Source organism: Acinetobacter defluvii (genome assembly GCF_001704615.3).
GTDB lineage: Bacteria > Pseudomonadota > Gammaproteobacteria > Pseudomonadales > Moraxellaceae > Acinetobacter > Acinetobacter defluvii.
Window position 1 is genome coordinate 1,661,605 of sequence record NZ_CP029397.2, and the last position, 12,575, is coordinate 1,674,179.

The following is a 12,575-nucleotide window of genomic DNA, read 5'->3' on the forward strand; positions in this document are numbered from 1 at the left end:
ATTAAATTTTCAACTGAATATTTTGTAGTTCACCATCAAAAGCATCCAATAGATTTTTAATCACAGGCTCAGCATGTAACATCTCTGTTGCACGATTAAATGCACGAACTTTACGCTCATTTTGCATGTGAAATGGGGTGATACTTTCCACTTCACCATATTGCACATTAAATACCGTATTTGACCATTGTTGCTTTAAAGATGCTTCTAGCGCATGTTGGGTTTGATGCAATAAATTTTCATATTGCTTGGAAATTTGAAAAGTAGAGTGACCATCAATTTGTCCCATCATGACACCATGTTGCGCTAACTCTTGAACAGCGGGTGATAAGCTACTATTTCTAAACCAAAATTCCCATTTATCTACATTCCATTCCCCTTCGAGTTGCTGTGGGGCAAGTTTTAAAATCTCTTGTGGAGTGTGTTTCGAATCGGAGGGTTGCACATGAGTAATCGTGCTTAGATTTTGCGTAGCAAGGTGTGCTGCAACATTTTCACTCGCGGGTTGCTCAGGGATATTTTTTAGGTTTGATTGTTCAGCCGACCTTGATACATCTGTTTCAGGGGCAAGAAAAAAAATATCTTCCGTTGTAATCGTATTCTCTACTGGCATAGATGCAGAGAAATCTGTACCAAATGAAGTTAAACTCAGCTCATCTGGATCCTGTGCTTGCTTCTGCTGAATTTGATTTTCATTTTGCTCTACAACATGCAGATTATCTTGAAGCGGTAAGGTTTCAAATACAGCACCTGAATCCTCAATCATCGTTTGAGTATCCAAGGTAGAACTTGAATCTACAATCTGCTCAGAGCGAGCAATGCTTTGTTCCTCAGTATGATTTTGCGTTGCAATTTCAATATTTTCAGTGCTTACTTGCTGCTCAAGATCAGGCTCAGCCCCTACCTCAGAAACATAACCGTCAGTTTTATTTTTAATCTCTTGTACTGTTGTGTGTGTCTGAGTTTCAGTTCTTTCAAAAATATGTTGCTCAGTAGATACGGTTTGTTGTTCTGATATCTGTGATACCGTCTGTTGGCTTTCCACTGTTTGCGAAATAGTGATTTCATTCACTTGCAAAGGTCTAAATGCCAGTAGACGCAATACAGTCATTTCAAAACCTTGTTCTTGCGTCACAGCAAGTTGCAAATCCGCACGTCCTTTACAAGCAATTTGATAGTAAAGCTGTAAATCCTGTGCAGCGACCAATTGCGACAAGGTCATAATTTTCTGATTAATTTCAGCGCTATACTTGAGGCTTAAATCAGGTAAATATTGCAACATTGCCAATTCATGCAAGGTCGAAATAAATTGATCCAAGACCAATGACACATCTAAAGCTTGCTGTCTAAATTGCAGTAATAATTGGCTGACACGTTCACGCTGATTTTGGTGAATCGCTAAAATCAAATCATAAATAATGGTACGGTCGATCAGACCCAACATTTCCTTGACATCTTGATGGTGAATCGCACCTTGACCATAGGCAATCGCTTGGTCTGTCAGAGATAGCGCATCACGTAATGAACCTTGTGCAGATTCTGCAATTTGCCAAATCGCATCCTGTTCAGATTGGATGTCTTCTTTATGTAAAATATCGGTCAAATGATGCGTGATTTCATCGACTGCCAAAGGGCGTAATGTAAACTGTAAACAACGAGAAATGACCGTAATTGGCAGTTTTTGCGGGTCTGTAGTGGCAAAGAGGAATTTGACATGCGCAGGCGGTTCTTCCAATGTTTTCAGTAAGGCATTAAAAGAATGCGTAGACAACATATGTACTTCATCGATCAGATAAACCTTGAAACGTCCTTGTGTCGGTGCATAAGGTACGTTGTCCAACAATTCACGGGTATCTTCAACTTTGGTACGAGAAGCCGCATCGATTTCAATCAAATCAATAAAACGCCCTTCATTGACGGCTGTACACGTTGCGCAAACTTCACACGGCGTAGAGGTCACACCTGTTTCGCAGTTTAAGCATTTAGCTAAAATACGGGCAATGGTGGTTTTCCCCACCCCACGCGTTCCCGTAAACAAGTATGCATGATGTAAACGACCACGGTCTAATGCACTGGTCAATGCACGTGATACGTGATTTTGTCCGACCAATTCATTAAAATTACGTGGGCGATATTTACGTGCAAGTACCTGATACATGAAAGCTCCTCATTATTGCGTTAAGGATACTGTTTTTTTAGTGATTAGTGAATGAAGAACTGTAGAGTTCTTTTTTATTAGAGATAATTCGATCAATTATTTCAAATTTGACAATTTTAATCATCAAATTGAGTAATGTTTAAAATTAGTACCATTGATCTTAATTTAACCTATGAGGTCACTCAAATGAGCACCCATTGAAATATCTTCAATTAGTACTCACTCGAGTATCCATGAACTCTCAACGATATCATTGATCTACTAGCTTTTGCTGTGCAGGTAAAGCTCGCCAAACAAACAGCGATAAAACCAAGAACATTCCACCTGAAATCGTCAAAACCTTACTATGCGAGTGAATAAATGCTTCAGAAGCAGCGTGTTGCACCTGCTGTATCAAGATCGGATCTGCATGTTGTATGGCAGCCAAAGCTTCGCCAATAGAGGAACTCACTTCAACAACTAAATTTTCAGGAAGCGTATTGGGCAAAACCATAGATTGTGCGTAAAACACCGAGAGCAATAAGCCAAAAATTGCAATGCCTAAACCAGCACCCAACTCATAAGCCATTCCTTCAATTGCACCTGCTGCAGTGGCTTTTTCTGCAGAAACTGAGGACATAATTGCTGCTGTGGATGATAATAATGCAATTTCTACACTAATCCCCATCAATGCCATCCACACCCATGCCTGAATGGTTTGTGCATCAAAATCTGTCCTTGCCAATGCAAAGAAACATAACGCACACATCAGCATTCCTGCGGTGGCAACAGGTCTAAGACCAAAATTATTCATTAATATGCTGGTAAAAAGTCCACCAACACAGATGGCAATCATAAAGGGTAAAATAAATAAACCTGCTTCAAGTGGACTATAACCATACACAAACTGGAGTTCTTGAGAGAGCAGCAACTCAAAACCAACTAAAGCAATCATTGCCACCATTGCCATCACAATACTGGTCGAAATGACTTTATTTTTAAACAAACTAAAATCAATCATGGGTTGAGTTGTACGAAGTTGATGGCGTACAAAACCGAATAAAAGACATAATCCCAGTGCGAATATCAAAAGCATTGATCCACTAAAGGCATAAATAGATGTTTTGATAGCATAAATCAACATTAAAATCGCACTGACCAAAATTAATGCTTGTTTCAAATTTAAAGTTTGCTTGGTATACACCTGCTGTTTAGGGATCCAGCTTACTATTAAAATCAGTACCAGAATGATGATGGGTACATTGATCAGGAACACAGCCCCCCAACTAAAATGCTCCAAAATAAATCCACCTAGCAATGGACCAAATGCAGCTCCACCACCACCGACCGTTCCCCAAATACCTAAAGCATAATTACGTTGCTTTTCATCTAAAAAAGTATTTCGGACACCCGCTAAAGTCGCAGGTAAAATCATGGCTGCCCCAACGCCAAGAAATGCTCTGGCAACAATCAACATATACGCCGAACTTGCAAATGCAGCAAACAATGAGGCAATACCAAAAATACCTGCACCGATCAACATAAGCCGTTTAAAGCCTATACGATCTCCCAATGCACCCATGGGCAAAATCAATCCCGCCATAATCAATGAATAAATGTCAATCACCCACAACATTTCATTGGCAGATAAAGATAAATCTGTACTCAAAGTCGGAATCGCAACATGCAACACTGTTGCATCAATTGAGACAGGTAAATAAATCAATACGATGATGGCCAAAATCACCCATTTACGGCACATAACACACCCAATTAAAGTTGGACACTTGTTCAATTCTCACATTATAACCATACTTGAACACTTGTCCAACTTTGTTTAAGATTCTTTTTAGTAAAGAATATAAGGATAGTGTTATGAGTTATTTAAATCGTGAACAACGTCGCAATATGATTTTAGAAGCCGCCAAACGTGTTGCATTACTAGAAGGACTAAGTGGCTTAACCGTACGTAGGATTGCAAATGAAGCACAAGTATCAACAGGACAAGTACACCATCATTTTGCATCTAGCTCCCATTTAAAAGCAGAAGTATTTAATGAATTAATGAATCAACTGAATGAAGTTGAGAACCAGATTACCACCCACACGCATCTTGAACGTTTGTCTTTATTGCTAGGTTGTGAAAATATCGAACAAACTCAACCTTATTTACGGTTATGGAATGAAGCTGAAATTTTGATTACACAAGATCAAGAGATCAAAAAAGCCTACAATTTAGCCATGCAACAATGGCATACAGCGTTAGCCAGTACCATTGAATATGGTATTACTCAACAAGAGTTTAAAAAATCCATATATAGTTCAAGTCAAGATATTGCATGGCGATTAATCGCATTTGTATGTGGGCTAGAAGGAATCTATCAACTGGGTTTAAATGGTTTAGATGAACATAGCTATAAGCACCATGTTGAAATGATGCTTAAATTAGAACTATTTTAACCTACGGTTTAGAACCAACCCTTACTTCCCTTTAACTCAGCATCAGCACAACGTAATGCTTCTTGTGTTAGCCCCCACAAACGATAGTCGCCTGTGATCGAACCAATCGCAAAATTATGGGTATAAGCAAAACTGAGTTCACGCTGCGGATCACACCAAGCCCCTGAACCATTATAGCCAATGTGTCCAAAACCTTTTTTTGCACGCTTTCCCATGGTAATGACACGGTGATAACCCAAACGCCATTTCATTGGAATTGGCATTACTCGGTCACGCTTTATGTTCTGAATTTTACTGAGTTCTGCAAATACTTCAGGTTTAATCAGCACTTGCCCTTCCCATACTCCTTTATTGGCAAGCATGGCATAAATTTTTGCTAAACTTTTGGCTGTAAACACCCCATTTGCTGCAGGAATTACAGCCTGTAATCCTTCATCACTAAAAAAGCTAAATTCTCTCATGCTCTTAGGAACCATAGCATCTAAAAAGTCTTGTGGGTTTTGTCCACTGAGTTCGATCAATTTATCTGAAAATGAAATTTTAGATTTTTTCTTGGCTTTTTTAGGTTGTGCCACCTGTTCAGCTATGTGCTTTTGTGCTTTTGGAATCAGCCTTGCGACATTGACTAACTCAACACTGGGTACACCAAAATAAGCCCCATCAAGCGCCAAAGGATCAACCAAATATTTTTGCATTAACCATTTTAGTGGCTGCCCAGTGGCTTTTTCTAAGACACCCCCCACCAACCAACCAAACGTTAAAGCTTGATAAGCAATATCTTCACCGACTTGAAAGCGAGGTTTTGCTTGCTCAATCACTTTGAGCATATGTTGCCAATCTGCCATTTCATTTGCATGGGCTATCATATTTCGAATATCAAACATGCCGCTTTGATGACTCAAAATATGACGTAAGGTCATTTTTTCTTTGCCATTTTGTCCAAACTCAGGCCAATATTTAAGCACGGGCGTATCATAATCAAGAAAACCTTCACTCACTAAAATATGAGCAAGTGTTGCTAAAACGCCTTTTCCTGTGGAATAACATACAGACAATGTATCTGATGTCCAATTTTCAGTTTCTGACTTTTTCCCCGTAAAAATATCAACGACTTTTTTACCTTGAAAATAAACTGTCAATGCTGCACCACCAAGTTGGGTACGACCATCTTGTAAACGGCTAAATTGTTCTGCTAAATCCACAAAACGTTCATCTACATCACCGTGAAAGTTTTTCTTATCCGCAAACAAAATTTCCTTGATCGCACTCATGTTCAACCCCTTATTGTTATTTCATCTCAAAAAAAAAGCCTAAATCATCTCGACTTAGGCTGTCTATCTTATTTGATTTTATTATGCTTTGACTACACCTGACACATGCGGTTTTTGTGATTTTTCATTGCGAATCAGAAAATCTGTTGTTTGCGCTTGTTGTGCTGTCAAAAACTCAACGGTTGAAGGTAAGAACATTGGCAATTTAAAATACACATCCGCCTCATACGCATCTGGCAAAGTCAAACTCGCCAATGCACGCGCTTTACTCCACATCCCATGTGCAATCGCCTGTTTAAAACCAAATGCTTTAGCCGTTAAAGCGTGTACATGAATCAAATTAAAGTCGCCTGACACTTTCGCATAGCGACGACCTGTATTTTCAGCAACACGCCACACAGCTTGCACTTGATAATCAGGTGTTGGGTTTTCTTTGGTTTTTTCAGCTGCCTGAGCATCGGTTTTTTGACGAGATAAATAGGTCGTTAAACCCTCCATTACCACATCATTACCCACTTTTGCAGTAGTAACAAAGTCAAACTGCAGCCCCTTATCATGCGGCTTCACCTCACCAAATGCGCAAGACAAGGTCAGCTTTTCATTTACCCCAATTTTGCGTGTTTGTTTAATTTGATTACGAATATGTACCAAACCTAAAATTGCAAATGGAAATGCTTCTGTAGTCATCATATGCATTTGCAAACTTTGTGACAATACAGCCAAATAAATCGCTGGAATATAACCATTATTTTTAAAGCCACAAACTTCGTTATATGCTCTTAAATGTTGTTGGTCGACTTGTAAAGAATCCACCACATATTCAACTTGTGGTAGCACTTTTTCACCTTTCGGCTTTTTAATGATTAAACCTTGTACAACTTTCGCATAAGCAACATAAGGTTTTGGCAGTTGACTAAAATGGCGAGTATTCATACTAGACCTTTGCATGTTTTATTTCGATATTTAAAACCCCTTCTCTCTCAGGGATGAGGAGCATGCTCCGCAAGAGGTTGAGGGCGCTAGTCACCCTCTCCTTAAAGGAGAGGGAATAAAGCGATATTATTAAGCCCCTAGCAAGCTTTGACCACAAACACGTACCACATTACCATTTAAACCAGTCGATGCAGTTGCTGCAAAGAGTGCAATCGTTTCTGCGACATCCACAGGTTGACCGCCTTGACTCATGGAGTTCATACGACGACCTGCTTCACGGATTGCAAATGGGATCGCAGCAGTCATTTGTGTTTCGATAAAACCAGGCGCAACCGCATTGATGGTAATACCATCTTTTAGAATTGGGGCAGTAAATTTCACCAAACCAATCACACCTGCTTTAGATGCAGCATAGTTGGTTTGACCTAAGTTTCCTGCAATACCCGAAATAGAAGATACACATACGATACGACCATTGGCATTTAAACCTTTATTTGCCAATAAATAATCGTTAATACGCTCAGCCGCAGACAAGTTAATGTTGATGACAAGATCCCACATTTCAGGCTTCATATTTGCCAAAGTTTTATCTCGAGTCACACCAGCATTGTGTACGATAACATCTAAACCGCCTTGTGCAGCCGCAGCAGCTTTGATCTTCTCACCTGCATCAGCAGCCGTAATATCAATTGCAAGTGTTGAACCACCGATTTCACTTGCAACACGGTCCAAGTCAGCTTGTTGTTGTGGCACATCTAAACAAATCACATGCGCCCCATCACGTGCAAGCACATGTGCAATGGCTTCACCGATGCCACGACTTGCACCTGTCACCAAAGCAGTTTTACCTGCTAAAGGTTTTGCCCAATCCACATCGACCACATTTGCTTTTGAAACATGAATCACTTGTCCAGAAACATACGCTGAACGAGGCGAGATTAAGAAACGTAAAGAAGATTCTAAATTTTTTGCAGCATCTGCATCGACAAGTATTAAATCAGCCGCAATACCTTTTTTGAACTCCTTCCCTACAGATTTTACAAAACCTTCTAAAGCACGTTGAGCAATTGCTTGTTTTACAGTCGGCGCTGTTTCAGGCGTTAAACCAATCACAATTACACGACCAGAGTTTTGAATTTGGCGTGAAATTGGATTAAAAAATTTATGGAGTTCAATTAAGTCTTCTGAGTTTTGAATACCTGATGCATCAAAAATCACTGCTTTAAATTTAGACTCTTTATCGCCTTCGTTAAATGCGCCAACAGTTAAGCCCACTTTTGCAGCTTCTTGTTGTAATTCAACATTGTTGCCGACATAGCTATTGGCATGAATATTACTTAATACTTGCGCAATTTCACTTGAAAACAATCCTTTAGGTGCAGCACCCAATAAAACCGCACCTTTTACAACAGGGCTTGCTGATTCAAAACGATCTAACTCAAGGGGTGAAGGTAAACCTAAATTTTTGATGACAAATTTACCAATTGGGGATTTTGCAAATGCTTGGTATTGATCAGTCATGGTGATAATCTCTCAGTAAATAAATTTTTAAATAAGCCAGTAGGTATCCTTTAACTTCAGTGTAATCTCAGATACTTATATTTTAATAGACTTATTCTGTTTCAGTTAAATAATACTTGAGTTGTACGCTACATGTCTTGACCTGAATGCAATGGCAAATGTCATTATAGTCAATTCGACTAACGCACAATTATGATAGTGTTACACCTAAGAAGATTAGCCACATGCTTGGAAAAGCCTTATGAGCAAAACAACTCAAGAAAATCCAACAGTCAAAAATTCTACGGCGGAAGAAGTGTCAAATACATCAAAGCCACGTACACGTGCTAGCAAAAGTACTACAACCCCTGCTCGTACTACAAATAGCACAAGTAAACCACGTCGTACCAATGCATCCACTGCACGTAAAACGACTGCTGCTGCCTCACAAAAAGCTGATCCAGTTACTACTCCATCGACTTTTCAAACTTCTGTTTCACAGGGAAAAACCATGAGTCAAAATACCATTCGCCGTGTTGCAATTATTGGCGGTAACCGTATTCCATTTGCTCGCTCAAACGGTGCATATTTTAAAGCAACCAATATTGATATGCTGACTGCGGCACTCAATGGCTTGATTGAACGTTATAAACTACAAGACCAACGTTTAGGTGAAGTGGTTGCAGGCGCAGTATTAAAACATAGTCGTGACTTTAACATGACACGTGAATGTGTTTTAAACACCCAACTTGCACCTGAAACACCAGCTTATGATTTACAACAAGCATGTGGTACAGGTTTACAAGCAGCTTTTGCAGTTGCCAACAAAATTGCACTTGGTCAAATCGAAGTGGGTATTTCAGGTGGTGTAGACACGACTTCTGATGCACCAATCGCTTTTGGTGATGGTTTACGTAAAGCGTTACTTGAGCTAAATATCGCAAAAACAGGGAAAGACCGCCTTAAAGCATTAACAAAAATTAATGTTAAAGATCTACTTGATGCACCGAAAAATGGTGAACCACGTACAGGTTTATCAATGGGTGATCACCAAGCGATTACTGCGCTTGAATGGGGAATCTCTCGTGAAGCACAAGACCAACTTGCTGCATCTTCACATCAGAAAATGGCAAAAGCATATGAAGAAGGTTTCTTCGATGACTTAATGACACCATTTATGGGTCTTGAGCGTGACAACAACTTACGTGCTGATTCTTCTGTAGAAAAGCTTGCAAAATTAAAGCCTGCTTTTGGTAAAGGCGAAAATGCAACAATGACAGCAGGTAACTCTACGCCTTTAACAGATGGTGCTTCTGTTGTGCTTTTAGCTTCTGAAGAATGGGCAAAAGCCAATGGTCATGAAGTTTTGGCATATTTGTCATTCTCTGAAACTGCAGCAGTTGACTTCGTAGGTAAAAAAGAAGGCTTACTGATGGCACCTGCTTATGCAGTTCCTCGTATGCTTGAACGTGCTAACATGAAACTTCAAGATTTTGACTATTATGAAATCCATGAAGCATTTGCATCGCAAGTATTATCAACACTGAAAGCGTGGGAAGATCCAAAATTCTGTAAAGAGCGTTTAGGTTTAGATGCACCTTTGGGTTCAATTGATATGGCTAAACTCAATATCAATGGTTCTTCGCTTGCTGCGGGTCATCCATTTGCTGCAACAGGTGGTCGTATTTTGGCAACTGCTGCAAAAATCCTCAACCAAAAAGGTTCAGGTAAGATTTTAATCTCGATCTGTGCTGCAGGCGGTCAAGGCGTAACAGCGATTGTAGAAAAATAATATTTTATTTCCGTAATAAATACTGAAATAAAACTCAAATCCCCATAAGGTCAATCTTGTGGGGATTTTTGTTTTTTAACCGTTTGCGGATGATATGGATGGATAAATTTAAAGGTTTTAGGATCAACCACTGTGCTTTTTAAAATTTTTTCGGACTGTTGTTTAATGATTTGCCAGTCTTTTAAATGAACTCGAAAAAAGCGAGCTCGCAATGCAACTTTATTCATATAGGGTTCAAGCGACCATTGCATTTCACATCTAGGACGCCATGTGGTATTTTGTGGTGCGTTATCGCACCTAATCATGGTCATCACCCTGCCTTGGCTATTTTTTTGTACATAAATATCATAGGTATCTCGATACTCCCAATGTTTGACCCATTCAGGATGGGCAACATATTCATCTAAACCAAAGACTTGTTTAGAAGTGGGTACAACAACACCGCTATAATGAAATCTTTTTAAACTTTCCAAACTTTCAATATCTGTATCAACGGTAGACCTTAAAAAGGTCGTATGTACATCACGGTCATAATAACGTGTGCCAGCAAGTACAGAAGTAGTGACCCATTGATTATGAGGCTGATCTTTTTCAGCTTTATATTCTTGTTCACTTTGTGGAGGTGCTTTTCTATAAGTTACCAATATGAGCCCTGTGGTATATTTAAAATCCCAATAAAAACTAGTTAATGATGAGTCAAAATTACGTTTTGGACGCTCATAGCGTTTCCAACCTTTTTCACCTGTAATAGTGGGATCATCACAATATTCAGCCATATCAAACTCTTCGCCTAGCATGACAGGCTTACCACCTAAGTTACCGACACGATAAGGCAAGCCATAAGGTCCCATAGGAATTTTAAAATCAGGATCAACCTTAATTGGTGAAATACAACCTTCAGGTAATTTTCCGGGAGTATGATAGGTACTCGCACATCTGACAGCCATAATGCTGATGCCTATTCCCATAATGATTAAGAGTGGTTTATTCATATTTACCCCATAAAACTGCTTAAAGATATAAATAACAGCGACTATTTTTCATTTCTTATTTTCATGGTTTTAGATCAAATCTATTTTAAAGCATTTATTTATATAGGAATATTCTTAACAAAAATTATGATTTAAATGCAGTATAATTTCCCAAATAAAAAAGAGACTCACTCTCGTAAATCTCTTTCATATTCACATAAAATATAAAACTATTTATTCAATAATTTATCAATCATACCAAACTTTTTAAACAATTTTGCACGGCGTTTTGGATAAATATTGGCTTTGTTTAAATCACCGTTATAGTGTTCAAACACACGCTTATCCATCATTTTAAACCAAATTGCGGGGATGAGTGCTGGTAATAACATCGTGGCATAACCACTTGGCAGTTCAGGCGCTTCATCAAAATGACGCAATGCTTGGAAAGGTCGAGCTGGATAAGCATGATGATCAGAATGACGTTGTAACTGATACAGAAATAAATTGGTCACAATATTGTTATTGTTCCAACTGTGTTCAGGCATAGTACGTTCATATTTACCATTCTCATCTTTCTGACGTAACAAACCATAATGTTCAATATAGTTAATAACTTCAAATAAGCCAATAGCGTATACAGACTGAGAAATGAGGTAAGGCAAAGTACCCTTCCCAAAAAGTTTAAGCATTGTGCCATGGAAAGTTGCACTCATTAACCAACCGTGTAAAAGCTCATTTTCTTTTGTCCAAAAAGCTAATCCTCTTCTTTTTAAACGACGGGTTTCGATTTCAATGGCAGATTTAAAAGAACCAATCACTGTTCGTGGTAAAAACTCATAAAAAGTTTCTCCCATTTGTGCTGATGCTGGATCTTCGGGTGTTGCAGCACGTTTATGATGCCCATAAGTGTGTTCAATACGAAAATGATTATATCCCGAAGGTGCAAGTGCTAAATGTGAGGCATATTGATCAAGTTTATTATGTTTATGGCTAAGCTCATGTGCGGTATTAATCGCAATCCCATTAATCGCCCCCATGGAAATACCGAGTAAAACTTTATCTATAAAAGAAGTGTTTTCACGGCTTACCAAGTAACAAGCATAAACATTTGCAATATATTGAAAAGGAATAAAGCTTTTTACTAAACGTGAATAATAAGGATCTTGTTCAAGACGTTTAATATCTTCATCTGTTGGATTATTGCTGTCTTTTCCAATGATTGAATCAATCGCAGGAATGACCAAGTGCAATACGATCGGACCACCTAGCGCAAAAACTTTTTTTAAAGGCTTAGGCGCAAATTGATAACCTGCTAAAATACCAATACCAATCACAGGTAATGCTGGGCTAATTGCCCAAAGATAACGTTTTTTATCGAGTTCTAACAAAGATTTTGTTGATACTTCCTGTAATTGCTGTTCATTTAAAATTATTGGTGCATTCATAATAATCATCCTTTTATTTCTTATCTTTATCTTTGCTAAATTTATGCAAGCAAAACAGTTGTA

9 protein-coding genes are annotated in these 12,575 nt (G+C 38.7%); 2 read left to right on the forward strand and 7 right to left on the reverse strand.

What is annotated here, in order from left to right; translation table 11 throughout:
- Window position 1: 1 nt before the first annotated feature.
- Both dnaX and DJ533_RS10195 read right to left on the reverse strand, forming a co-directional pair.
- A complete protein-coding gene (dnaX, locus tag DJ533_RS10190; RefSeq protein WP_065995278.1) occupies window positions 2-2,158 on the reverse strand; it encodes a DNA polymerase III subunit gamma/tau in 2,157 nt (718 codons plus the stop codon).
- 250 nt (window positions 2,159-2,408) lie between these two features.
- Complete coding sequence (locus tag DJ533_RS10195) at window positions 2,409-3,899, reverse strand: SmvA family efflux MFS transporter (RefSeq protein ID WP_065995279.1); 1,491 nt, start codon at window positions 3,897-3,899, stop codon at window positions 2,409-2,411.
- 113 nt (window positions 3,900-4,012) lie between these two features.
- Here DJ533_RS10195 and DJ533_RS10200 point away from each other — a divergent pair, with 113 nt between their 5' ends.
- On the forward strand, window positions 4,013-4,597 hold the full coding sequence (locus DJ533_RS10200) for a TetR family transcriptional regulator (RefSeq protein ID WP_065995280.1): 585 nt from the start codon (window positions 4,013-4,015) through the stop codon (window positions 4,595-4,597).
- A gap of 8 nt (window positions 4,598-4,605) precedes the next feature.
- Here DJ533_RS10200 and DJ533_RS10205 read toward each other — a convergent pair whose 3' ends face one another.
- The 3 genes from DJ533_RS10205 to DJ533_RS10215 all read right to left on the reverse strand — a co-directional run bounded on the left by DJ533_RS10205 (window position 4,606) and on the right by DJ533_RS10215 (window position 8,322).
- Window positions 4,606-5,868: a serine hydrolase domain-containing protein gene (locus DJ533_RS10205; RefSeq protein ID WP_065995281.1), complete on the reverse strand. Its 1,263-nt coding sequence runs from the start codon at window positions 5,866-5,868 to the stop codon at window positions 4,606-4,608.
- A gap of 81 nt (window positions 5,869-5,949) precedes the next feature.
- Entirely contained in the window at window positions 5,950-6,801 is an 852-nt protein-coding gene (locus tag DJ533_RS10210; RefSeq protein WP_065995282.1) for a MaoC family dehydratase, read from the reverse strand.
- Window positions 6,802-6,930: 129 nt separating this feature from the next.
- Window positions 6,931-8,322, reverse strand: coding sequence for a 3-oxoacyl-ACP reductase (locus DJ533_RS10215; RefSeq protein ID WP_065995283.1), 1,392 nt, complete (start codon window positions 8,320-8,322; stop codon window positions 6,931-6,933).
- Window positions 8,323-8,563: 241 nt separating this feature from the next.
- On the opposite strand from DJ533_RS10215, the gene DJ533_RS10220 reads away from it, so the two are divergent.
- Entirely contained in the window at window positions 8,564-10,093 is a 1,530-nt protein-coding gene (locus tag DJ533_RS10220) for an acetyl-CoA C-acetyltransferase (protein WP_065995284.1), read from the forward strand.
- 50 nt (window positions 10,094-10,143) lie between these two features.
- Here the strand turns inward: DJ533_RS10220 and DJ533_RS10225 are convergent, their stop codons facing one another.
- Together DJ533_RS10225 and DJ533_RS10230 are read right to left on the reverse strand one after the other, a co-directional pair.
- Complete coding sequence (locus DJ533_RS10225) at window positions 10,144-11,085, reverse strand: hypothetical protein (protein ID WP_081406151.1); 942 nt, start codon at window positions 11,083-11,085, stop codon at window positions 10,144-10,146.
- 209 nt (window positions 11,086-11,294) lie between these two features.
- Window positions 11,295-12,512: an alkane 1-monooxygenase gene (locus DJ533_RS10230; protein WP_065995285.1), complete on the reverse strand. Its 1,218-nt coding sequence runs from the start codon at window positions 12,510-12,512 to the stop codon at window positions 11,295-11,297.
- Between the last annotated feature and the right edge of the window lie 63 nt (window positions 12,513-12,575).